At 40.6% G+C, this 23,299-nt stretch carries 22 protein-coding genes and 1 other annotated feature; of the genes, 3 read left to right on the forward strand and 19 right to left on the reverse strand.

Features of this window, described 5'->3' with window-relative positions:
* Positions 1 to 11: 11 nt before the first annotated feature.
* Positions 12 to 977, forward strand: a complete 966-nt coding sequence (nrdF, locus tag EP1_RS03200; RefSeq protein WP_067623333.1) for a class 1b ribonucleoside-diphosphate reductase subunit beta — start codon at positions 12 to 14, stop codon at positions 975 to 977.
* A gap of 43 nt (positions 978 to 1,020) precedes the next feature.
* Here nrdF and EP1_RS03205 read toward each other — a convergent pair whose 3' ends face one another.
* The 19 genes from EP1_RS03205 to rplU form a co-directional block, all read right to left on the reverse strand.
* Positions 1,021 to 1,725 carry an MgtC/SapB family protein gene (locus EP1_RS03205; RefSeq protein WP_067623336.1) on the reverse strand — a complete coding sequence of 235 codons (705 nt, stop codon included), beginning with the start codon at positions 1,723 to 1,725 and terminating at the stop codon, positions 1,021 to 1,023.
* 70 nt (positions 1,726 to 1,795) lie between these two features.
* Positions 1,796 to 2,503, reverse strand: coding sequence for a pseudouridine synthase (locus tag EP1_RS03210; RefSeq protein ID WP_067623337.1), 708 nt, complete (start codon positions 2,501 to 2,503; stop codon positions 1,796 to 1,798).
* Between the two features lie 111 nt (positions 2,504 to 2,614).
* Positions 2,615 to 3,316, reverse strand: a complete 702-nt coding sequence (gene nagB / locus EP1_RS03215; RefSeq protein WP_067623338.1) for a glucosamine-6-phosphate deaminase — start codon at positions 3,314 to 3,316, stop codon at positions 2,615 to 2,617.
* A gap of 303 nt (positions 3,317 to 3,619) precedes the next feature.
* Entirely contained in the window at positions 3,620 to 4,759 is a 1,140-nt protein-coding gene (locus EP1_RS03220) for a mannitol-1-phosphate 5-dehydrogenase (RefSeq protein WP_067623339.1), read from the reverse strand.
* Between the two features lies 1 nt (position 4,760).
* Positions 4,761 to 5,198, reverse strand: coding sequence for a PTS mannitol transporter subunit IIA (locus tag EP1_RS03225; protein WP_067623342.1), 438 nt, complete (start codon positions 5,196 to 5,198; stop codon positions 4,761 to 4,763).
* Between the two features lie 25 nt (positions 5,199 to 5,223).
* Positions 5,224 to 7,275 (reverse strand): BglG family transcription antiterminator, encoded by a 2,052-nt coding sequence (locus EP1_RS03230; RefSeq protein ID WP_067623344.1) that lies wholly within the window; start codon positions 7,273 to 7,275, stop codon positions 5,224 to 5,226.
* A gap of 87 nt (positions 7,276 to 7,362) precedes the next feature.
* Complete coding sequence (locus EP1_RS03235; RefSeq protein ID WP_067623346.1) at positions 7,363 to 9,120, reverse strand: PTS mannitol transporter subunit IIBC; 1,758 nt, start codon at positions 9,118 to 9,120, stop codon at positions 7,363 to 7,365.
* A gap of 159 nt (positions 9,121 to 9,279) precedes the next feature.
* Entirely contained in the window at positions 9,280 to 9,651 is a 372-nt protein-coding gene (locus tag EP1_RS03240; protein ID WP_067623349.1) for a DUF956 family protein, read from the reverse strand.
* Between the two features lie 106 nt (positions 9,652 to 9,757).
* Positions 9,758 to 10,669, reverse strand: coding sequence for a PTS system mannose/fructose/sorbose family transporter subunit IID (locus EP1_RS03245; RefSeq protein ID WP_067623351.1), 912 nt, complete (start codon positions 10,667 to 10,669; stop codon positions 9,758 to 9,760).
* 21 nt (positions 10,670 to 10,690) lie between these two features.
* Positions 10,691 to 11,494, reverse strand: coding sequence for a PTS mannose/fructose/sorbose transporter subunit IIC (locus tag EP1_RS03250; protein WP_067623352.1), 804 nt, complete (start codon positions 11,492 to 11,494; stop codon positions 10,691 to 10,693).
* A gap of 33 nt (positions 11,495 to 11,527) precedes the next feature.
* Positions 11,528 to 12,517: a mannose/fructose/sorbose PTS transporter subunit IIA gene (locus EP1_RS03255; protein ID WP_067623355.1), complete on the reverse strand. Its 990-nt coding sequence runs from the start codon at positions 12,515 to 12,517 to the stop codon at positions 11,528 to 11,530.
* Between the two features lie 74 nt (positions 12,518 to 12,591).
* Positions 12,592 to 13,092 (reverse strand): PTS sugar transporter subunit IIB, encoded by a 501-nt coding sequence (locus EP1_RS03260; RefSeq protein WP_067623358.1) that lies wholly within the window; start codon positions 13,090 to 13,092, stop codon positions 12,592 to 12,594.
* Positions 13,093 to 13,292: 200 nt separating this feature from the next.
* The gene (locus EP1_RS03265) at positions 13,293 to 16,070 is read right to left on the reverse strand and encodes a sigma-54-dependent transcriptional regulator (RefSeq protein WP_067623361.1); all 2,778 of its coding nucleotides are present in this window, start codon (positions 16,068 to 16,070) and stop codon (positions 13,293 to 13,295) included.
* Positions 16,071 to 16,371: 301 nt separating this feature from the next.
* Entirely contained in the window at positions 16,372 to 17,811 is a 1,440-nt protein-coding gene (locus tag EP1_RS03270) for a TrkH family potassium uptake protein (protein ID WP_067623364.1), read from the reverse strand.
* A 6-nt stretch (positions 17,812 to 17,817) separates the two neighbouring features.
* Positions 17,818 to 19,191, reverse strand: a complete 1,374-nt coding sequence (gene trkA, locus EP1_RS03275) for a Trk system potassium transporter TrkA (RefSeq protein ID WP_067623367.1) — start codon at positions 19,189 to 19,191, stop codon at positions 17,818 to 17,820.
* A gap of 138 nt (positions 19,192 to 19,329) precedes the next feature.
* Positions 19,330 to 20,523 carry a tRNA epoxyqueuosine(34) reductase QueG gene (gene queG / locus EP1_RS03280; protein WP_067623370.1) on the reverse strand — a complete coding sequence of 398 codons (1,194 nt, stop codon included), beginning with the start codon at positions 20,521 to 20,523 and terminating at the stop codon, positions 19,330 to 19,332.
* A 189-nt stretch (positions 20,524 to 20,712) separates the two neighbouring features.
* Positions 20,713 to 21,006, reverse strand: a complete 294-nt coding sequence (rpmA, locus tag EP1_RS03285; RefSeq protein ID WP_010779981.1) for a 50S ribosomal protein L27 — start codon at positions 21,004 to 21,006, stop codon at positions 20,713 to 20,715.
* A gap of 12 nt (positions 21,007 to 21,018) precedes the next feature.
* Entirely contained in the window at positions 21,019 to 21,369 is a 351-nt protein-coding gene (locus tag EP1_RS03290; RefSeq protein WP_067623373.1) for a ribosomal-processing cysteine protease Prp, read from the reverse strand.
* A 17-nt stretch (positions 21,370 to 21,386) separates the two neighbouring features.
* The gene (gene rplU / locus EP1_RS03295; RefSeq protein WP_010740661.1) at positions 21,387 to 21,695 is read right to left on the reverse strand and encodes a 50S ribosomal protein L21; all 309 of its coding nucleotides are present in this window, start codon (positions 21,693 to 21,695) and stop codon (positions 21,387 to 21,389) included.
* A 20-nt stretch (positions 21,696 to 21,715) separates the two neighbouring features.
* Positions 21,716 to 21,786: a sequence feature (ribosomal protein L21 leader region), on the reverse strand.
* Between the two features lie 126 nt (positions 21,787 to 21,912).
* On the opposite strand from rplU, the gene EP1_RS03300 reads away from it, so the two are divergent.
* Both EP1_RS03300 and EP1_RS03305 read left to right on the forward strand, forming a co-directional pair.
* Entirely contained in the window at positions 21,913 to 22,560 is a 648-nt protein-coding gene (locus tag EP1_RS03300) for a uracil-DNA glycosylase (protein WP_067623376.1), read from the forward strand.
* Positions 22,560 to 23,228: an O-methyltransferase gene (locus EP1_RS03305; protein ID WP_067623379.1), complete on the forward strand. Its 669-nt coding sequence runs from the start codon at positions 22,560 to 22,562 to the stop codon at positions 23,226 to 23,228. Before EP1_RS03300 ends, EP1_RS03305 begins: the two co-directional genes overlap by 1 nt.
* The last annotated feature ends 71 nt before the right edge of the window (positions 23,229 to 23,299 follow it).

Below are 23,299 nucleotides of genomic sequence, written 5' to 3' on the forward strand. Positions count from 1 at the left end.
GAGGAAAATCCATGGCAGAAACTTATTATGAAGCCATTAACTGGAATGAAATCGAAGACGTCATCGATAAATCAACCTGGGAAAAATTAACAGAACAATTTTGGTTGGATACGCGGATTCCCTTGTCCAACGATTTAGATGATTGGCGCAAACTATCCCCTTTAGAAAAAAATGTGGTCGGACACGTTTTTGGCGGCTTGACTTTGCTAGATACCGTTCAATCTGAAAGTGGTATGGATCAGCTGCGTAATGATGTGCGGACTCCCCATGAAGAAGCTGTACTAAACAATATCCAATTCATGGAATCTGTCCATGCGAAAAGCTATTCATCGATTTTCAGTACGTTGAATACGAAGAGTGAAATCGATGAAATCTTTGAATGGACCAATACCAATCAATATTTACAAAAAAAAGCTGAACGGATCAATGAGATCTACAAAAATGGCACACCGTTAGAAAAGAAAATTGCCAGTGTTTTTTTGGAAACTTTTCTTTTTTATTCCGGTTTCTATACACCCCTTTATTATTTAGGGAATAATAAACTAGCCAATGTTGCCGAAATCATTAAATTGATCATCCGCGACGAATCTGTTCATGGAACTTATATCGGTTATAAATTCCAACGCGGCTTCAATGAACAAACAGTAGAAGAACAAGAACGCTTAAAGGATTGGATGTATGATTTATTATACGAATTGTACGAAAATGAAGAACGCTACACAGAAGAATTGTACGATGAAATCGGCTGGACAGAAGAAGTGAAGACTTTCTTACGTTACAACGCCAATAAGGCTTTAATGAATCTTGGCATGGACCCGCTGTTCCCTGATACCGCAGATGATGTGAATCCGATCGTCATGAACGGCATCTCGACTGGGACCAGCAACCATGACTTCTTCTCACAAGTCGGCAATGGCTACTTGTTAGGCCACGTCGAAGCGATGAAAGATGACGATTATTTAATTGGATTAGACTAAAAGAAAGAGGTGTGACAACTATCTTGTCACACCTCTTTCTTTTTTAAACATTGATCAGTCGAAGCTTGGTAATGTTCTTATACATTGACAGGTCTTCAATCACATCAGTGTAATTCATTCCCCGCGGTAAATCGATCGTATAAACATTGGTGTAAATCCGATAATCATCCATGAAATCCACGTCAAAATCGACATCTTCTACTTCAATTTTTTTACTATCAAAATAATTCATAATAAATTCTTTGGTTGCCTCACGATGAATGTAGCGAATTTCCAGCTTTTTAATCGCATTTATCTTAATAATTCGTTTTACTACAGTTAAAGCCAACATAATCCCCACAAAACTACAAATTGCAATTGTGTAATACCCCATGCCGATTGCGATCCCCAAGCCAGCACCCGCCCAGATCGAAGCCGCCGTGGTCAAGCCTTTGACTGAACGATTACTGACCATGATTGTTCCAGCACCTAGAAAACCGATTCCGCTAACAACTTGCGCGATCAAACGGGCTTCGTCTGCCCGGACGACACCTACAAATTCTGGTTTAGCAGCTGCATAGCGTAGCGCTTGATCTGCGATCTCCACTTGGATCAATGCAATGATCGTGGCCCCCATACAGACCAAGATATGGGTTCGAATCCCCGCCGGTCGATTTTTATATTCTCGTTCAATCCCAATAGCGCCACCCATGATCATGGCTAAAAATAAGCGTAACATAATTTCATAAACAGATAATTTCAAATCCATTTTGTGTACCCACTCCCCATTCTATTTTCACTATGAAATTTCTGTTCTTGCAGTATAAAAAAAGCGTTGTTTAACCTTTTAAGCGATACAGTTCGTCCACTGTTAGCGGCCGATACTTTCCCTTAGTTAAGTCTTCCGGCAAGGTCAATCCACCCATTCGGATTCTTTTTAAATAGGTCACTTCTTTCCCACAAGCTTTGACCATCCGTTTAACTTGGTGGAATTTCCCTTCCTGCAAGATAATCCGAACCTTAGACGTTTCTTCGCTCACTTCATCGATCATCAATTTCGCTGGCAAGGTTAATTCACCCTCCATCATAATTCCTGCGAGGAAGCGTTGTTGATCTTCTTTTGTCATCGTGCCGCTGACTTTCGCAAAGTATTCTTTTTCCACATGTTTCTTCGGTGACAATAATTCGTGTGCCAGTTTACCATCATTGGTAATCAACAATAACCCTTCCGTGTCCTTATCCAATCGTCCGACCGGAAAAAGATCTTTCCGGAAGTCTTTAACTGAAAATAGATCCATCACCGTTTGATCTCGTGGATCTTCCGTTGCACTCACTACGCCGGCTGGTTTATGTAAGAGATAGTAATAGAACTCTTGATAATTCAACCGCTCCCCTTGAAATTCAATCACATCTTTTTCTGGCTCAATCTGCTTTTTATCTGATTTTTCGACTTGTTGATTGACCGTGATCTGGCCCTTTTTAATCAGTTGTTTAACCTCTTTGCGACTGCCTAAACCAACTTCTGCTAAAAATTTATCTAAACGCATGGTTTCCCCTATCCTTTGTTCCGTTTTGCTTCCACTATAGCTAAAGGTTGAAAAAGAAGCAAGCAGACAAAAAAACGCCGAGGAAAATCCCCGACGTTTAAAATCTAATTCTTATAATTTGCTTGCAGCGTCTTCATCGATGATCACAGTTACGTCAGCATGGTTTTGTAAAACACTTGCAGGAACGTCAGTAGTTACTGAACCTTCAATCATACCTTTAATTGCGTCAGCTTTATCTGTACCGAATGCCATCAATAAGATTTTTTTGCTCTTCATGATTGAGCCAATCCCCATTGATAAAGCGCGTGTTGGGACATCTTCAACTTTATCAAAGTTACGTTTGTTCGCTTCGATTGTTGATTCTGTCAATTCAACCACGTGAGTTGTCACATCAAACGGTGTGCCTGGTTCGTTGAAACCGATATGGGCATTGCGACCAATTCCTAACACTTGCAAATCGATTGGATGATCCGCAATTACGCCGTCGTAACGTTTGCATTCAGCTTCCAAATCTTCTGCTTTACCATTTGGTACAAAAGTTTCTTTAAATGGTTTTTCGTTGAATAATTGATCATTCATAAAGTAACGGTAACTTTGAACATCGTCGCCTGCTAGACCAACATATTCATCTAAGTTAACAGAAGTCATCTCTGAAAAATCTAAATCACTAGAAGTCATTTCTTTATATAAAGTTTCAGGGGTGCTACCAGTTGCTAGACCTAATACTTTTGCGCCATTTTCCATTCCATCTTTGATGATTTCAAATGCTTTTTTTCCGCCTTCATTGGCATCTTTCACACGAATTACTTTCATGGGTAAACGCTCCTTTGTTGTTTTGGTATACACCAATTCTAACACCATCTCCAAAATTTTACAATAAAAAAGTCTAGACCAAAAAAATAAAATTCTCATTCCTAATACTTCTTTAATTATCCGCCTTTTTATGACAAGCGTAAAGCCATAAGTCTATCCGCCACTCAAAAATATTCGTACCTGACCTGTAGTCGAATCGGGGATAGATTTAACTCTGTTTCTTGCGGCTAATACTTTTTTAAAGCTACCCATCGCAAAAAGAGGCTATGACAAAAAACTTGTCACAGCCTCAGATCGTAAAGATTATTTTTGATATCTTGCCGCAATTTCTGCGATCAATTCGTCATCTTTTAAGCCAGTCACTTGCTGAATAACCTCTAATACTGCTTTTTCTTTTAGCAAGTCTTGTAACTCAACACTTTGTTCATCGTTTTGGTCATCATAGTTCAAGACCATCGCTACCACATCCACTAAATTCGTATAAGCCAAACCGCGTTCTTTCAGTTCCCGAATTGGCCGAATAAAACGTTCGTCATAACCTAATTTACGGATTGGGGTCCGAGCAACTCGGCTGATGCTGTCTGAAATATATTTATTTTCAAAACGGCTAACTATTTTATCGATATAAGCGAAGTGTTTTTCCTCGTCGAAATTCCATTTATTTATTAATAAGCTACCAGTTTCACCAAGTACCGCGCGTAATTTATCCAACACACGTTGATCAGCGATAGCTTCATCGATCGTCGTATAACCTTCATATGCGCCAGTATAAGCAACCGTCGCATGCCCCGTATTAACTGAGAATAATTTACGTTCAATGTACGGTTCTAAATCTTCGACATATTCGACGCCTTCTAAGCGAAGCTCTTTATTTTTACTTTGGGTCGCATCGATTACCCACTCACTGAAGGGTTCAACCGATACGAATAAAGGATCTTCATGATGTTGGATTGGCACAATCCGGTCAACCGCCGCATTCGGAAAACCAATGTATTGTTCCACGTAGTCCATATCTTCAGCAGATAAAAAAGTTTGAACTTTTTCAAATAAGAACTGACTGCCGCCGATCATATTCTCACAAGCAATTACATCTAGTGGCGTGGTGTTGCCCTCACTACGACGTTTTTGAATCCCTTTTGCGATTAATTCCGCGATGAACGGCAAGATGTTTGGACCAATCGCCGTTGTTACGATATCCGCGTGGCTGACTGAAGCAATCACTGCGTCTGGATTGGTTTGATTATTTAAGCCATCTACGTTTGACACATGAATTTCTTTTTGACTTTCATCCGCTAATTGAATCGTGTATGCATTCCGTTCATTTAACGCGTTGATGATTGTTTCATTGATATCGACAAAATCGATCGCAAAACCATTTTCCGCTAAAATTTCTCCAATAAATCCTCGTCCAATATTTCCTGCACCAAAATGTGTTGCTTGCATCTTATTCTACCTCCTGAAGATAACCAATAATTTCTTCTTTTGTTTTTGCATCTGCTAATTTTACGACATTTTCAACATCTGAACAAAAAATCGCGATTTTTTGTAGGATATCTAAATGCTCGTCACCGATCCCCGCAATTCCAAATAAAACCATCGCAACGTCTTCGGTATCATCTTTACCAAAGTGGACGCCAGTTGGAACTTGGATCACTGAAATCCCACTCTTTTTAACATAGCGTTTTGCTTCATCCGTACCGTGAGGAATCGCGATAAAGTTTCCCATGTAGACAGAGACTAATTTGTTTCGTTCGATCATTGCATCGACATACTCTGGTTCGACACAACCGGCTTCAACTAATAATTGTCCGCTGGCACGAATGGCTTCTTCTTTAGTGGCGTATTCTTGATCTAATAAAATCATTTCTGGTTGTAATTCCATGATCATTTCCTCCTATAAACTTTGACTAGTTTTCCCGAATCTCTTTAACAAACAACGAACTCAACAACTGATAAATAATTTCTTTGTTGCCGAATTTGTAAATTTCCGTGTTCAAATCACTTTCAATCACAGAGCTGCTGATCTTACCTAATAAACTTTGCTGACTTTCTGGCATGGGATCAGGGGCAAGTAGTAACAGTACCCGAGTTAATTCAATGCTTTTTTTATCCATTCCTTGAATCAGAAATTTCTGATCCAAATCATAAATCGTAAACAGCGGTTCTTTGACATGTTTATCCGCGCAATGGAACAAAGCAAAATTAGTTTTCGGAACCCCGATTGGTGCCACCAAATAGCGCTTGATGACTTTTTCCGTCACCAACTGTGCATCTGAAACGATCGTTCCTTGCAAGGGTTCAATAATTTCTGCAAGTGTTTGCTCAATCGTTTCTTGTGCTTGGATCGCTTTAACGTCAAAGTTTTGCAATAAGTTATTCGCAACGCGCATCGTTTCGTAAATTTCACCAAAAGCTTCGCTAGGTTCTTGCAGCGGTTCAACAGTTGTTTCAATCGTTTTATCCGGATGTAACGTTTTGATATATTCTTTGATCTCCGTAATTTCATCCTCTAATAGTAACGGGGAAATCACTTTATATGGCAACTGAAATCCCGGTAAAAAGACTGTCGCTAAAATCAAATCATAACTTTTATAATCCAGTTGATTCATTTCCGATATTTTGGCGACTTGGACTTGTTCAATCTCCGTCAAGTATTTATGAATGCGACTCTCTAAGATCCTGGCCGTTCCGATTCCACTGGAACACAAGACGAGCGCTGATAAGGCTCGCCCACCGGGATGACGCTCTAGTGAAGTGGCAAAGTGGATCACAACATACCCTAACTCATCCGCAGTAAAGTGATGATCAGGAAACACTACTGCCAAATTTTTGACGATTGCTGCAGCTAACGTTTGATACTTCTCACGAATTTTTTGCAATAAAGGATTATTGGCACTTTGCAGCACTGTCAGGTTCCGTTCCAAAGCTGCCGAGATATGAGCCGATAAGTCAGTAAAGAGCTGTTCATCCTTACGAAAATCAAGCTCCGTCGCTTCTGAGACTAGCCGGATTAACTCTTTGATCTTGTAAGAAAGCTCTACATCAAAACTATCAATAAAAATATTTTGCGGTTTCTTGTAGTTGACCCCTTCTAATTGAAAGGCAAAGAACCGAACTTCTTGCGGCGGGATTGCTTTTTTTAAAGTAGTCGCAACTTTGATCATAATTTGGCTAGCGATCTGCATACTTTCAGGCTTTGCTTTATTTTCTTGCTCTACTTCGACAAAGCGATCTTGTTTCATACGATCAATCGATAGCGCCAATAAAATCAAAACTCGCTGCAATTGATTGTCCGTTACTTGTTCAAAAGCCTGTTGAGAGATTTGTTCAAAAATCCTACGTGCCAATAATAAACTTGATTGACTTAATAACTTCAAAAAAAAGTTATCCGTCGTCATTTCCGGCTCATCTAACGAATCAATAAACTGAAAAAAATCAAATTCACTCACACCGTTATAAATCAAATTACCCAATAGCTGACGCCGCTGTTTTTCACGGCCGACAATTTGAATTCCGCGACCTTTCAAGCGTTGCAATTCTAAACGATAATCAATCAGACTTTTTTCAATCACAGCTAAATCAGAAGTAATTGTGGCCGGACTGACTTTAAAATCAATCGCCAAGCCCTCCACCGTCTCCACTTCATCCAGCAAAAGCAATGAACAAACGATCGCACTTTGCCGTTGAACATTGTCGGTAAATTGTTCCGCCTGTTTTTCCTCTAATTGTTGCCGTAAATTTTCTAGGTTGACCGTTTCACCAACAATCCGGTAGCCTGCCCCGCGTGGTTTGATGATCTGAATATCTTGCGACTTGATGGTTTTTTCAATACTTGATATTTCGCGATAAACGGTCCGTTTGCTGACTTGTAAAATATCTTGTAATTCCTCCGACGTGATGCCGTTAGGATAATCTAATAAAAGGGAAAGGATCTTTTTTTCACGAATCGAAAAATACACAATATCTCCTCCAATAATTCAAAAGGGTAAAAGCAGTGAGAATCCTCACTGCTTTAAGAGTAATACGATTCTGTAAAAAAGACTACTTTATTTCCTTAAGTTTTGTACGACTTTATCATATTTTTCTGATGCGACTAAATCGGTCAGCGGCACATGCTTAGCACTTGGTGCTTGCTGCTCCGCCTTGATTGTTTCGTCATCTTTAGTAATGATCAAAGCAGTGGTTTCATCTTTCAAATCGTTGATTGCTACGACACTCACTGGGTAATTTAGACCATTCTCTTTCAATAATTTTTTTAAGATAGTCGCGCCCATATTGGCCGAGCCTTTCGTTTGATCATAACCGAAGACGATGTGAGCAACCGTTGAATAATCAGCGATGCCTTGAACCACATCATCAGTCAGTAGCTTTTTTGCGCTTTCACCAGTTGGTTCAGCCGATAAATTCTCAACAATTTCATCGTAACGTGGTGAATTCATAAAGTTTTCGACTTGGACAAAAGTTGCATTTGGTGCTTTTTGTGCAGCCCGTTCATGCAATTCTTCTTGGGTGACAATCAAAGCATTCGGATCATCCGTCAAGTTGTTAATCGCTGAATTTGAAACTGGTAAAGATAAACCAGCTTTTTTAACTTTGTCCCGTAAGACAGAGGCACCCATCGCGCTTGAACCCATCCCTGCATCACAGGCAAAGATGATTTTATTGATATTACCAAACATTTCTTGATTGTCAGCTTTTACTGCGCTTTGACCTTTACTTTGAGCTTTCGCATCTGCTACTGCAGCTTGTGTAGCTGCTAAGTCTTCTTCTTCGCTATTATCTGCTTTAATAATAATCATAGCCACTAAGAATGAAACTAGACAGCCTACAATAATTCCGGCTAAGTTAGCAAGCAAGCTATCCGGTGGTGTCATCGCTAAAATGGCGATGATTGAACCAGGTGAAGCAGCAGCTCGTAAACCAGCACCTAATAATTGGAAAGTAAATGTTCCAGCAACCCCACCAGCCATAACAGCTAGGAATAAAAGAGGTTTCATCATTACGTATGGGAAGTAAATTTCATGAATCCCACCTAAGAATTGGATAATGATTGCACCTGGTGCAGAAGATTTTGCTGCCCCTTTGCCAAAGAAGGTAAAGGCTAATAAGACACCCAAACCAGGTCCAGGGTTTGCTTCTAGTAAGAATAGAACAGATTTTCCTGCTTCAGCTGCTTGTTCAATTCCAAGTGGTGTTAAAATTCCGTGGTTAATTGCATTGTTTAAGAACAGGATCTTAGCTGGTTCAATAAAGATATTAGCTAATGGTAATAAATGCATGTTGATAATTGATTCAACACCTGCGGCCATTAAATTCGTTAGTGACTCAACAACTGGTCCAATCGCATAGAAACCTAAAACTGCCAGTGCAAAACCAATCAAACCAGATGAGAAGTTATTGACTAACATTTCAAAGCCCGCTTTGATCTTGTCTTGGAAAGCCTCATCAAATTTCTTGATACACCAACCACCTAGAGGACCCATCATCATAGCGCCAATAAACATTGGGACTTCTGATCCGACGATAACACCCATTGCTGCGATTGCCCCAACGACTGCTCCACGTTGTCCGTGCACCATGCTACCACCTGTATAAGCGATCAATAATGGCAATAAGTAAGAAAGCATTGGTCCGACTAATGTAGCAAGTGCTTCATTTGGGATATAACCATCTGGGATAAACAAGGCCGTGATAACACCCCAAGCGATAAAGCCTCCGATATTCGGCATAACCATCCCTGACAAATGACTTCCGAGACGCTGGACTCTTGCTTTAAGTCCACCTTTTTGTCCAGTAGCTTCCATTTCCTTTTCCTCCTTAGAAATAATATAAATGATTTCGTTTACATTCTTATCATATAGCTACGAGTATCCGCTTTCAAGAAATAGAAGATAGAGCTTTGGCACAGAAGTTTGTGCCAAAATTAAAAAGCCATTCAGCAATATGCCAAACGACTTTTCCAATTACTTTTTAAATTTATTTTGCAGGCCACGTTTGAGAACATCAAAAAAGCCTAATGATTGAACCATATGATCTGGATCAACATATTCTCGAATAGCTCGTAAAACTTTTTTAGGTTCTTTAGAAGCAAAAGAATACGTTCCACTTTTTTTTGTTTGAATTGCGTAACGGGGAATCCATTTTCCTTTAAATACGACCGAAGCCACTACATAATCAACCTCTTCCCAAGGAATTTGAACGAATTTGCGAGCATCACGATTGTTGAAAAATTCAAATCCCTTGTCACCAATCATGATTTTTCCATAATCAGCAATTCCTAAGTATGAGGTAGCATCGATTGTCAAATCGACCTTTGTATTGATTGATTGAACCATTAGACCTACTCCATTTCTCTATATGTATCTGTTCATTATATCCATTATAGCTTGATTAAGCAAAAAATGCTCGGGCAAGCCCGAGCATTTTTAAAGATTGACTTTCTTACATAATACCTAATACGTGTAAGCCAACACCGACTACGAACAAACCAAGGATGATAACGATTGGAGAAACTTTTTTCTTCAATAACCACATGCAAAGTAATGTTAATAGTAATGCAGCAAGACCAGGAATCAATTGATCTAAGTTATCTTGTAAAGTCGTAACTTTTGAGCTATCTAATGAAAGACCTGAAGCTTGTTGAGCCAAGGCTTCTTTAACTCCTTGCGCACCATCTGGTAATTTATCCCATTCGATATAAGCACCTTTATCCAATTTAACAGTCGAAACAACTGGTGTAAATTTCACATTTACCCAACGTTGGACTAAGGCACCTAGTACGAACATACCTAGGATAGACGCACCTTTAGTAACTTTTTGTAATAATCCACCTGAAAGGTCATCAGTGATTTTAGAACCAGCACGGTAGCCGAATTCTTGTGTATACCACATGAATGCCCAACGAATAATATTCCAAGCAAGGAAGAAAATGATTGGTCCCATGATGTTTCCAGCCATAGCTAGAGAAGCTCCTAAGGCACCTAACATCGGACGTACAGTAAACCAGAAGACTGGGTCACCAACACCGGCTAAAGGTCCCATCATACCAACCTTAACCCCTTGAATAGCTACATCATCAACAGGAGCGCCATTTGCGCGTTCTTCTTCAAGCGCTAAAGTTACCCCTATGATTGGTGAAGCGATATATGGGTGAGTGTTAAAGAATTCCAAGTGACGTTGCATTGCTGCTATCCGGTCTTCTTTAGTTGAATATAATTTTTTGATTGCTGGCAACATTGCGTAACACCAACCACCATTTTGCATACGTTCATAGTTCCATGATCCTTGAATGAAGGTAGAACGCCATGCAACGGCTAAACGATCTTTTTTACTTAATTCGATTTTTTCTGCCATTTTATTTCTCCTCCTTCAAGATTAATAGTCATTCAAAATGTCGCCTAGCGGATCACCAGTATTGCTTCCGCCGCCATTAGATGAACCGCCAGAACTTTCTTGTAGGTTCAAGTAAATCAAAGCGAATGCAACTGCGATAACACCAAGTGCGATCAATGTTAATTGAGAAATAGCTGCAATTGCAAAACCAATTGCAAAGAATGGCCAAACTTCTTTAGTAGCCATCATGTTGATAACCATTGCGTAACCAACGGCAACAACCATACCACCACCGATAGCCATACCATCAGTTAACCATGCAGGCATTGATTCTAAGAATCCACGTACTGTATCAGCAGGGATAACTAATAATGCAGCAGCAGGAACAGCGATCCGCACACCTTGCATAGCTACAGCGATCAGGTGCCACATTTCAACTTTGCGCATTTCACCTTTTTCAGCAGCAGCATCCATGAAGTGAACGATTGGCACAGCCAATGTACGAACGATCATAGTTAAGAATAAACCAGCAACAGCTAGAGGAACAGCGATTGCGATAGCTGAAGATACACCTTTAACCCCTTGACCACCTAAAACTAAAATAATTGCAGATGCAACAGATGCTAACGCAGCATCCGGTGCTACGGCAGCCCCGATGTTTGCCCAACCTAAGGCGATCATTTGAAGTGAGCCGCCAAGAACGATCCCAGCTTCTAAGTTACCGGTAACTAAACCGATTAATGTACATGCTACTAGCGGTTGGTGGAATTGGAATTCATCCAAGATCCCTTCCATACCTGCTAGAAAGGCAACGATTACTACTAATACCATTGAAATACCAGACATTATAAGCCCTCCTATTTAAGTTAATTATGTTGCTTACGCGTTTTTCAATTCATTTTTTGCTTTGTTTAGGATTTCATCCATGTTGTCTTTAGAATCATTTGGTACTTTACGTACATCAAATTTGATTCCTTTTGCTTTTAATTTTTCAAAAGTATCAACATCTTCTTGTCCCATTGACAATACTTTACTTACTACGACTTTCCCAACTGAGTGAGCCATTGATCCAACGTTGACTTCCTTGATATCAACGCCGCCTTCAACTGCACGTAACACATCTTCAGGATTTTCAAATAACAACAACGCTTTAGTGTCACCGAAACGAGGGTCTTTTGAAATTTCGATCATTTTTTCGATTGGGATAACGTTAGCTTTTACACCTGGAGGCGCAGCTTGTTCGATCAAACGTTTCCGAAGATCATCTTTAGCTACTGCATCTGAAACAACGATAATCCGGTTAGGACCAGTTGTTTTCGTCCAAGCAGTGGCAACTTGTCCATGTAATAAACGAGAATCCACACGAGCCAATACAAATTTGATATGGCCATCGCCAAGGACCGTTCCTTCTGGAATTGCCCCAGTTGGTTGGCCGCCTTCTGCCGCTACTGGAGCTGCTTCTGCTGGTTCCAACTCTTCTGGACGAATTCTCACGCCTTCTTTTGCTGTTCCTGCGATATGAGCAGCAATTTCATGCGCAGTTTCCATTGAAAAACGTGAAGCATAAGCTTCAATCAACATTGGTAAGTTCATACCGGCAACGATTGCCCACTTGTCTTTGTGTTCTTCAAACAAACTGTTAGCTTGGTTGAAAGGAGTTCCACCCCAAAGATCGACTAAGAACAATACTTCGTCTTGGTTTTCGAAAGAGGCAATTGCTTCTTTCATTTTTGCTTTAACGTCATCTGGACCTTCACTCGGCATCAAAGTAACAGCTTTGACATTTTCTTGTTCTCCAAAGATCATCGCTCCGGATTGCAAGATACCATTAGCGAATTCGCCATGACTAGCAATGATAATTCCTACCATCTTCATACCTCCTACTATTATTGTTACAGCTCAAAAATATAAATAAGTTCTAAAAACCTGTAACCAAAATTAATTTACTGCAGCATCTTCTCTTTTTTGATCAATTGCATCAGATCGGTCTTTCTGTCAGTTGGAACTTGGCGAATTTCCAATTCGATGCCAGCCTCTGCTAATTTAACGAAAGCTTTTACATCTGCTTCATCCATGGAGATGAAATTAGTGACCATTTTCTTTCCTTCACTAAAACGCATTCCACCAATATTGACCACTTTTAGATCAACACCAGCTTCAACAACTTCGACCGCGTCTTGTGGTGAAGCAAACAACAACATGATCTTCATTCCGTCAAACAGTTGATCTTGATACACTTCAATCAATTTTCTTTTTGTGACGACATTGGACTTGATGCCAGGTGGTGCGGCTTGTTTTAGAAGGAATTTACGCAACTCGTCATTCGCAACCTCATCACTAACAACTAAGATACGTTCGATCCCTGTTGCCTTAGACCAAACTGTCGCTACCTGACCATGAATCAAACGATCATCGATTCGAGTGAGTCGAATATCCATTACCATCCCAACACCTCCTGTTACTACAAGGCTTAGATGCCAAAAGACTTGTGCTACATTTTTTGAGTACAATAACACACAGGTACTCATCTATAATAAAGCAAGTGCCGTGCCAAAATACACTAGCTAAAAATTCTTTCAGTATCACCATTTACAGCGATACACAAAAAAGGATACAGTATACTGTATCCTTTTTTGTGTATTATTTATGCGATAATCTCTTCATTATTTTTAAGCAATTGATAAATATAGTAGCGCTCCGATGGTGGAATCGTGATCTGCAGCTGATTTTCCAATTCATTCAAGCCGCGATTCATCACGATATTGTCAGTTACGCTCTGATAAGTGCGTTCTGATTCCTCATCGATTTTTAGTGGCTGTTGCAAAACTCCTCGCTCAATCACTCCTGCCATATGCATCACAAAATTCACCATCAACGCATAATCGGAAGAATCGCCCTTGTCCTTGATTACCGTTTTAGCTAAGCGCCATAATGGTTCGATCAATTTGTTGGGGTTGATGAAGGTAAAACTCTCTTCCATAAATTTAATACACAACTCTTGGGCTTTATCCGCATCCAACACGACTTCTTCTTGCTCGGATAAATCATTTTCCAATAGCAGTTCATCTAAAATTTGATCCGCCTTTTGATTAATGAATTTTTCCATCGGAATATAAGGTGCTCCAATTTTAGGATCCATGATCCCTGTCGTCGCTAAAATTTTATATTCTTCTTTAAAAACCGGAACCTTTATTTTGACGTCAGCAACCGCCAACGTCAATACTTCAATATGTTTCAAATTTCTTTGCTGCAAAGGCCGTTCGATAATTTCTTTTAAACGTTGAGCCGTCCCTTCACCGGAAGCGCAAATAGCTAGAATCGCTTGTTTCTCTATTGGTTCCGCCTTTTCTTGAAGGACATGTCCATAGCCACGAAAGCCTTGCAATGATTCATACAATTCATCCACACCGGAACCTAGCACACTCGATTTGCGTGCCGCTTCGATCAATAAAGGTGTCGTCACCATGTCTAAGGTGCAGACTTCGATACCGGTATCTTTTTGGATTTCTTCATTAAAAGTGGCAAGCGAACCCATATCTACCATAATCAAGACACCGCTACCTTCGTCGATCTGAGTGACCGCCTCCCGCATTTTTTCATAAGCCACTCGTGGGTGCATATCCAGCGGCATATCTACCGCGATAATATTATTCACGTCTAATAATTCCCGCACGACTTGCGCCATCGAAGTCGCTGTACTGTTTCCATGAGCTGCGACTACAACGCCAATCTTTCCAGCGGATTGATCTTCCCGTAATGAAACTAGCAAGACCGTTAAATAGTAGTCTTCACTCTCTGGAATGACCACCTGAAACTCTTTCTCCACCAAACGACGAATTTCTTGTGCTACCATAAACTCGGTTGGATAATCCTTCGCCATTGCGCGGATATTAGCATTGGTCTCGCGGGTCTCACCAACATGGATCTTCTTCAAGAAAGAAGAAATATGCAGACTCATCGCATAAATAAAATTTTGCTGAAATTGTGTATCCAACCGCTCACTTACCAATACAGCAATTTGATTGCTGAGCTCAATCACATGCTTATCGACAAATTCTGTCAGCCGTGTCTCGGTATCAAAACTAAATCCATGATCTTTATAAAATGATTTCAAATGAACATTGATATCGGTCGAAATAAAGTGATTGATCGTCTCTTGATCCAATCCTTCGGTCTTTAGTAAAGCCGCTTTATCCCCGATGATATCGTATAAATTATAAGGCAACTCGTATGTATCTGTTTTGATCAACTCATCAATCTCATTGGGAGTAACGACCATTTCCGGCTCAAGATAAGGAGAAACATCCGTTGATTTGATTCGATCGGCAGAAAGTTGGACTAAGCCGGCTTTGATCCCTTCGGTCAAATCATTTAAAGTGATATGAATCTCTTCTTGCATCATATGATTCATAAATCCTCGAGCACAAACCAACTGAATATTCGATTTCAACTGGCCAACGTTTCCATACGAAACACTCCCTAACAACGCTTTTACCACATCTTCTGTCAGCGTGATCTTCCGTTGGATCCGATTAGCTTCCATCGCAACCATTACCCGTACCAAATCGACTTGTTCCGCGGCCGGTCGACTGCTGAATGCCGGCATTTGAATATTGATTGGAATTCGTCGGACAAACGTATCGAGTAGTGCTGAATGGGGATCTTCTGTCGTCGCTCCAACGATCCGAACGTCAGCAAAACGATTTTTACCCGTCTCGCCTAAACGGCTGTATGTTCCGTGATCCATAAAGTAGAAAATCATTTCTTGACCTTCTGGTGGCAAGCGGTGAATCTCATCTAAAAACAGCATTCCACCATCAGCTTGTTGAATCAAGCCATCTTTATCGGTATCCGCTCCCGTAAATGCGCCTTTTTCATAACCAAATAAATGACTCATCAATAATTCAGGATTGTTAGCATAGTCAGCGCAGTTAAACACAATCAACTCATGTTCAGGATTTACTACACCTTCTGCTTGAGCAAATTGGAACATGGCGTGGGCAAAAAAAGTTTTACCAGATCCGGTTGGTCCGGTAATCAAACAGTTCAATCCCCGCGGTGGATATAAAATCGCCGCTTTGGCTTGTTCTACCGCATTGCGCATACTACCGGCCGAACCAATGATCTGAGTAAAGACATTTCTGGTCGTTTTGTTTAAAATCTTTTTCTCCGGAGGCTCCACCACCGGTGATTCTGCTTCAGGGGTTCCTGTGTCAAACGACGATACTACTACTGATTGAGACGAAACAAAATAGCGTACCGGTCGACCTTCACTTTTGCTTAGTTGACCATTCTTAACAAGTAGATTCAAATCTTTACTGGCATTCGTCCGTTGGATGTCTAATGAATCTGCTACATCTTTGGTCGTTACATTCGCATTTTCCGCGACAAAACGATAAATACGATCAATTCGTCGTTCCATTCAGTCACCTTCTCTATTAGTGTATTCCTAATATCAATCATCTATAGTTTTTATTAAAAAGTCAAATATTCCGCTATAAAACAATACACTATATTTTAAAAAAATAAAAGTTTTGCCGGAAGTTAATCTTTCGGCTATAAACATATTTAATATTTTTTACCATTTCTTAGTATTTTAGCTATCCATTTTAGAAACAAACTGGAATTAGCGAATATATTTTTTTTAATCATTCAAATAAATCATCTCTCCACGTTGCCTACGAAAAAATCTTATCCTAAAACAGGATAAGATTTAAAATAGTTTAACTCTTCCAAAAAGATTTTGAAAATAGCAATAAGATGGGAAACATCTCTAAGCGACCCGCTAACATTGCAAAAGAGAGCGTCCATTTAGAAAGATCTGATAAAAAACCAAAATTCCCGGTAGGACCTACCGCCTTGAAACCTGGTCCGACATTATTGATACAAGTGGCGACTGCGGAAAAAATCGTCTGGAAATTGATGTCTTCCAGCGAGAGAATCAATAATGAAATGACGAAAACCAATAAATATAGAACCAAATAGGCATGGATATTTCCAATTGTCTTAGGTGTAATCGTCTCTCCTTCGTATTCCAATGAAGTAACACTGCGGGAGTGAGTGATCTTCTTCAATTCTTGTAAGGCGTTTTTCAGTAAGATTTGAATTCGCGAAACTTTGATACCACCCCCGGTCGAACCAGCACAAGCCCCCACAAACATTAACAGCAATAGGATCACCTGTGAAAACATGGGCCACAAATCGTAATTTGTCGTGGTAAATCCTGTCGTGGTAATGATTGACGCAACTTGAAAGACTGCATAGCGAAAAGCCTGTAAATAAGACGAGAACTGTGACGAAATATTGATTGTAATCAGCAGCGTCGAGACCGTGATAACCCCTAAATAACCGCGCAGCTCCTCACTTTTTAAAACCGGAAGAATCTTGCCAATCAAAAAGAAATAAATCAAATTAAAATTGATCCCAAACAAAATCATAAACACAGTAATCACACCCTCGATGTAGGCACTGCCATAGCCCGTAATTCCAGCATCACTCATAGCAAAACCCCCGGTGCCCGCTGTCGCAAAGGAATTTAAGACACTGTCAAAAAGTGGCATACCGCCTAAAGCCAGTAAAATAATTTGGATCACGGTCAACACCGTATAAATGACATATAAAATCCGAGCCGTCACACTTACTTTAGAAACCAATTTACCAATAATTGGTCCCGGCATCTCTGCTTTTAAAATGTGCATCGTTCGACCAGAAGCGAGGGGGATGAAGGCCACTGTGAAGACCAAAATCCCCATACCACCGACCCAGTGAGTAAAACTACGCCAAAATAAACTCGCATGGCTGATTTCCTTCAATGTCGTTAGAATAGACGAGCCGGTCGTCGTAAACCCCGAGACAGTTTCAAAAAAAGCATCTGCCAACGAAGGAATTTCACCCGATACCATAAAAGGCAGACAACCAAATAGCGACAACAAGGTCCAACTGACGCCTACGATAAGGAAGCCTTCTTTAGCATAAATCGTCCGATTTTTCGGTTGCTTCCAACTCAGTAAAGTTCCCGCAAAAAAAGTCAATCCGGCAACCATACCGTAAGCAATTGCCGCCTGTTCGTGATAAAACAAACCCACTAGGCACGGGAGTAGCAACAACAGCCCCTCGACCTTCAACAATTTACCGATCGTAAAGATAACCATTTTTCTATTCATCGTGTTTCACCGCTGTCTCCTCACTAGATCATTCAAACTATAAATTTTCCGATCAGTCGTGATGACCACAATATGATCCTTTAAACGAATCTCCGTGTCGCCTTTTGGAATAACAAAACCGCGCTCACGGGAAATCGCCGCAAGTAACACATTATTTTTCAACGTCAATTCCGATACTTTTTTGTTTAAAAAGCAAGTTTGCGGTGTCACTACAAATTCCATCGCATCCACATCATCATTAAATAAATGATGTAAGGTCTTCACACTGCTGTCATCGTCTTGATTACTTTTTGCCCGCACAAAGCGCAAGATCTGGGTTGCGATGATACTTTTCGGTGAAATCACGCTGTCAATATCCAACTGATCCAAAACATTCATAAAATTCGTTCGCGTAACTTTTGCGATCGTCTTTTTCGCCTTCATTTGTTTGGCGTACAATGAAATCACAATGTTTTCCTCATCTAATCCCGTTAAGGCTACAAAAGCATCGACTCCTTCGATTCCTTCTTCAATCAATATTTCTTCATCGCTACCATCCGATTCAATAATCGTGGCCTCTGGTAATTTGATTGAGAGATCAACACAACGTTGATGGTCACACTCGATAATCTTGACTTGGATCCCTTGTTCCACCAATTGCTTGGTTAAATAATAGGCGATCCGTCCACCACCCACGATGATTACCCGTTTCGTTTTTTGTTCAAACAAATTGATATCCTGACAAAAACGGACTAGATCACGATGTTGCCCCATTACATGAATCCGATCGCCTTGTTCCAACACGTCGTCACCATTAGGAATGATCAGTTGATCTTTTCGTCGAACGGCACAAATCAAGACATTCGTTTTGGAAACTTTATTTAGACGACTCAAAGGAACGCCAATTAGACGGGTATTTTCTCGTAAACGAAATTCAGCTAACTCGATCTTCCCACTCACAAAAGTATCTACTTTAAAAGCTGAAGGAAACAGTAACATTCGGCGTATCTCATTAGCTGCTTCCAACTCTGGATTGATGATCATAGAAAGACCCAACTGATCCCGCATGAAGGAGCGTTGCTTCAAATATTCTGGATTCCGCACGCGTGCAATCGAATTTAGCGCACCCATTTTCTCAGCCATCAAACAGGCTAGGATGTTCAGTTCATCTGATTGAGTCACCGCAATAATAATATCTGTCTCTTCAACCCCAGCTTCTAGCAAAATATCATAGGTCGCACCATCACCTACTACCCCTAATACATCAAATTGATTAACGATTGCTTCGATTTTTTCCGGATGTAGATCCACAACCACTACATCGTAATCATATTCCTCATCTGACAGTTGCTGGGTCAGTGTCTTACCAACTTTGCCAGCACCTAAAATGATAATTTTCATGCTTTCCTCCTAAATGATCTGCTTAGCCCCCATTCTAGTCCTTTCCTCTAAGGAAAACAATCTTCTTAGTCATTCAAAATACTTTGCTAGGTACTTCGTTGATTTTATTCAACAAGCACTGCTCTTCGACTCTCAAAATCACTTTTCTTCTGTAGACCGTTTTCGTTTTCTGACTTTAGCAACTCTTTGCTGCAGCTCTGTGATTGCCTGTTCAATTTCCGCCAGTGCCTCAGAATCTGTTTCTTTATTTTTCAATTCCGCCAAATGAGCCAACCACTGCTCTGGTTCACTTTTGCCTAGCCGTCCAATTGCCCAAGCCGCTGTGCCACGAATTACCGGCCGTACATCTTCTTGTGCGCAAACTAAAATGTCTGGCAACGCAGTCCGATCACCTACATTCGCTAAAGCGATCAAAGCATTGCGCTGCAAGGGCTTTTTCCCCCGCCACGAGCCAGCTAAATGGCTAAACTGTGCTTTGAATTGCTTGTTTGACAGACTCAGCATTGGTTTCAATTTTGGATAGACTTCATCAACTTGCGGTTCCATTTCGGCATGAAAATGAAAATCTTTTCCTTTATTATAGGGACAGACCAACTGACAAATATCACAACCATAGATTACGTTGCGCATCTTTTTACGATATTCCTCCGGCATCATGCCTTTCGTCTGAGTTTGATAAGAAAGACACCGCTGAGCATTCATCCGGCCATCACCTAATAAAGCTTTCGTGGGGCAAGCCGTCACACAGCGTGTACAATCCCCACAGCCAAAAGGCACCGCTTCATCCGTTTCAAATTGGATATTTGTGATGATCTCCCCTAAATAAACAAAAGAACCATATTCTTCTGTAATCAGTAAACCATTTCGTCCGATAAATCCAAGACCGGCGCGCTGGGCTACCGCTACATCGACCAATTCACCCGTGTCTACTTGTGGTGCAAAACGCCATTCATTTTCTTGCTGAAGGTTTGCCGCCTGTGCTTTGATAAAAGCAATCAATTTTTCCAAACGATCCCGTAAAATCTCATGATAATCGATTCCCCAAGACGCTCGTGCAAACATCCCCCGCTTTTCATCTTTAGGAACCTCTTCTCGCATTTTGGTTGGATAAGCCAACGCGATCGCAATAATCGTTTGCGGATTTTCAAACGTTTTTTCGGGATAGATACGTTCCTCCACAACTTGATGCTCAAATCCAGAATTGTAGCCCCGTGCGCGTTGTTCTTGCAAAGACGATTCTAATTCATAAAATGGCTCAGCCGAAGCAAAACCAATTTTATCGATCCCAATCCGTTTACTTTCGACAATGATTTTTTCTTTTAAAGACTGCACCTTCACTTTTCCTTTCTTTACTACTCTAGATATAGTAACCCCTCGCTTAATTCTCTAATTCCTTTTGATTCTATGTACTACAAAATATACCAAATTATCGTTTGATTCCCTAATGCCAACCAAATTTCTATAACTATTTTCACAAAAAAAGCCCTGACCCTATTTAACAGGATCAGGACTTCGAATGACTTAAGCTTCTTGAGCGACTGGGTAGACAGACACTTGTTTTTTGTCGCGACCTTTACGTTCGAAACGTACTACGCCGTCAACTTTAGCAAACAATGTGTCATCGCCACCGATACCTACGTTTACACCAGGGAAAATTTTAGTACCACGTTGGCGATAAAGAATTGATCCACCAGTAACAGTTTGACCATCAGCACGTTTAGCACCTAAACGTTTTGATTCTGAGTCACGTCCGTTAGAAGTTGAACCGCCACCTTTTTTGTGGGCGAATAATTGTAAGTTCATATTCATTAACATGAGCTGCACCTCCTATGATTTAGAATTTGTTTGGACTTCAATGAAATCCAAATAATCGATTTCGATTGATTGCAAGCCTAATAATAAATGCTCTAGCAAAATTTGCGAGATATTCATCTGCTCTTGGGTCATAGAATTGTCTTCTTTCAACGCCACCTGAAGATAACCACCTTCATCGTCGTTGGTTTCAACATTCGGAATGACACCTGCTAGTGCATCTAAGCTGTTTACTGTACTAATGGCTAAAGCAGAAACCGCGGCACAGACGATATCACTACCGTAAGGACCTGCTTCTGCGTGACCAGTCAGGGTAAACTCGCTGATTAGCCCTGCTTGATTTCGCGTGAATGTACCTTTGATCAACTTAGGCACCTTCTTTTTTATGCTTTGATTGAGTCAATGACAACTTTAGTGTAAGGTTGACGATGACCTTGTTTACGGTGTGAATGTTTTTTAGGTTTGTATTTGAAAGTAACGACTTTCTTTTGTTTGCCGTGTTTTTCAACAGTTCCTTCAACAGTTGCACCTTCAACGATAGGAGCTCCTACTTTGGTAGATTCTCCGCCTACTAAAACAACTTGGTCGAAGACAACTTTTTCGCCCGCTTCAACGTCTAATTTTTCAATGTAGACTGCTTGACCTTCTTCAACTTTGATTTGTTTACCGCCAGTTTTGATGATTGCGTACATGCTTGTGGCACCTCCTTATATTATATACTTAGACTCGCCATCCCAAGTGACCGAAGTACTTAATACTTGTTCTGTGCGGTTGTAGCTGTGGAGTCCACAATTACAACATTAACATCTTACTAAAAAAGATCCGTCAAGTCAATGATTAATTATTGACGGATGCGGTGCTTTTTTCTACTATTAAAAAGATGATAGTAAATCAATCGAGGTGATAGACATGGATTATCCTAAAAAGTTAGTTGATTTAGTAGCAGAGCGTTCAAAAAATTTTCAGCTGGAGGGATTTATTGCCGGCCAAGGACCGTTGCAGCCAAAGCTGATGCTTTTAGGTGAAGCCCCTGGTCGAAACGAAGTTGCCAACCACATCCCCTTTTCTGGCGCAGCCGGCAAAGAACTGCTCCAAGCAATGACCTCGATTGGTCTGACACGGGAGAATACTTATATCACTAGCGCGGTTAGAAGTCGTCCCTACAAAGTCGTTAAGCGATTGAATAAGCGAACACAGACCAGCGAAATTGTTTATCCTAATCGGACACCAAGTAAAAAAGAAGTCTTAGCTCACGCACCGATTTTAGATTATGAGTTACCGGTCATCCAACCGAAGATCATCGCGACTTTAGGTAATATTGGTTTGCAGCGTTTACTGGGCCCCAAATGGCAGATCAGCGCCCGCCACGGTGAAATCTATCATGGTCCGGTATTAGAATTGACCCTTGAACAAGACAGCTATCAATTATCAGAAAAACACTATACTGTCGTGCCCCTCTTCCACCCAGCAGCGATTTTTTACAATCGTTCGTTGAGTGAGGCGATTCAGGCAGACTGGCAGATTTTAGGAAAACTATTGGAGAAAGAGGCCGAATAATGCGTAACGAAATGATGTACCGTCCAATTATTAATGAAGATATTTTACACTACCTACGAACAGAGCAAAAACAATTGACTGGAAAACTAGGGGCACTAGAAGAACTCGCCCACGAAAATGGTGTACCGGTGATCCCTCATGAAACAGTGGTTTTTTTACAATTTTTATTAAAACAGAAACAACCAAAAAATGTCTTAGAAATTGGAACCGCGATTGGTTTTTCAGCTAGCTTAATGGCGGAATCCCTCGGCGCAGACGCGAAGATCACCACGATCGATCGCTTCCCCGTTATGATTGAAAAAGCCAAGAAGAATTTTGAGCAGCTGGGCTTAACAGAGCAAGTTACCTTATTAGAAGGTGATGCTGCTGAATTATTAGGTACTTTAGAAGGACCTTATGATTTTATTTTTATGGATAGTGCTAAATCAAAATATATTACCTTTTTACCAGAATGTTTGCGTCTATTAGCTGACGACGGTGTATTGATGGTGGATGACATTTTCCAAGCGGGGACTGTCTTGCAGCCGATTGAAGAAATTCCTCGCAAAAATCGTTCGATCCACCGTCACTTGAATGAATTCCTAGCAGAAGTCACAAAATCTCCTGAGCTTACTTCGACCTTACTGCCATTAGGCGATGGCGTCGCCTTGATCTCAAAAAGCAACTAGTTTAATTTTAATGGCGAAAATTCGAAATTTTTTTGAATTTTCGCCTTTTTACTTGTACCTGAAAAAAATCG

The organism is Enterococcus pseudoavium NBRC 100491 (assembly GCF_001544295.1).
In the GTDB taxonomy this organism is placed as follows: domain Bacteria; phylum Bacillota; class Bacilli; order Lactobacillales; family Enterococcaceae; genus Enterococcus_A; species Enterococcus_A pseudoavium.

What these genes read in the sequence shown, in the direction of transcription:
- EP1_RS03205 (WP_067623336.1), bottom strand. Translation starts at nt 1,725, where the DNA reads ATGGATTTGAAATTATCTGTTTATGAAATTATGTTACGCTTATTTTTA.
- EP1_RS03220 (WP_067623339.1), bottom strand. Translation starts at nt 4,759, where the DNA reads ATGCAAGCAACACATTTTGGTGCAGGAAATATTGGACGAGGATTTATT.
- EP1_RS03225 (WP_067623342.1), bottom strand. Translation starts at nt 5,198, where the DNA reads ATGGAATTACAACCAGAAATGATTTTATTAGATCAAGAATACGCCACT.
- EP1_RS03270 (WP_067623364.1), bottom strand. Translation starts at nt 17,811, where the DNA reads ATGAATAGAAAAATGGTTATCTTTACGATCGGTAAATTGTTGAAGGTC.
- nagB (WP_067623338.1), bottom strand. Translation starts at nt 3,316, where the DNA reads ATGAAAGTAATTCGTGTGAAAGATGCCAATGAAGGCGGAAAAAAAGCA.
- EP1_RS03265 (WP_067623361.1), bottom strand. Translation starts at nt 16,070, where the DNA reads ATGGAACGACGAATTGATCGTATTTATCGTTTTGTCGCGGAAAATGCG.
- EP1_RS03260 (WP_067623358.1), bottom strand. Translation starts at nt 13,092, where the DNA reads ATGGTAATGGATATTCGACTCACTCGAATCGATGATCGTTTGATTCAT.
- EP1_RS03300 (WP_067623376.1), top strand. Translation starts at nt 21,913, where the DNA reads ATGGATTATCCTAAAAAGTTAGTTGATTTAGTAGCAGAGCGTTCAAAA.
- EP1_RS03240 (WP_067623349.1), bottom strand. Translation starts at nt 9,651, where the DNA reads ATGGTTCAATCAATCAATACAAAGGTCGATTTGACAATCGATGCTACC.
- EP1_RS03305 (WP_067623379.1), top strand. Translation starts at nt 22,560, where the DNA reads ATGCGTAACGAAATGATGTACCGTCCAATTATTAATGAAGATATTTTA.
- EP1_RS03255 (WP_067623355.1), bottom strand. Translation starts at nt 12,517, where the DNA reads ATGGTAGGAATTATCATTGCTAGTCATGGCGAATTCGCTAATGGTATC.
- EP1_RS03210 (WP_067623337.1), bottom strand. Translation starts at nt 2,503, where the DNA reads ATGCGTTTAGATAAATTTTTAGCAGAAGTTGGTTTAGGCAGTCGCAAA.
- EP1_RS03235 (WP_067623346.1), bottom strand. Translation starts at nt 9,120, where the DNA reads ATGGAAGCTACTGGACAAAAAGGTGGACTTAAAGCAAGAGTCCAGCGT.
- trkA (WP_067623367.1), bottom strand. Translation starts at nt 19,191, where the DNA reads ATGAAAATTATCATTTTAGGTGCTGGCAAAGTTGGTAAGACACTGACC.
- nrdF (WP_067623333.1), top strand. Translation starts at nt 12, where the DNA reads ATGGCAGAAACTTATTATGAAGCCATTAACTGGAATGAAATCGAAGAC.
- rpmA (WP_010779981.1), bottom strand. Translation starts at nt 21,006, where the DNA reads ATGTTAATGAATATGAACTTACAATTATTCGCCCACAAAAAAGGTGGC.
- EP1_RS03245 (WP_067623351.1), bottom strand. Translation starts at nt 10,669, where the DNA reads ATGGCAGAAAAAATCGAATTAAGTAAAAAAGATCGTTTAGCCGTTGCA.
- rplU (WP_010740661.1), bottom strand. Translation starts at nt 21,695, where the DNA reads ATGTACGCAATCATCAAAACTGGCGGTAAACAAATCAAAGTTGAAGAA.
- EP1_RS03250 (WP_067623352.1), bottom strand. Translation starts at nt 11,494, where the DNA reads ATGTCTGGTATTTCAATGGTATTAGTAGTAATCGTTGCCTTTCTAGCA.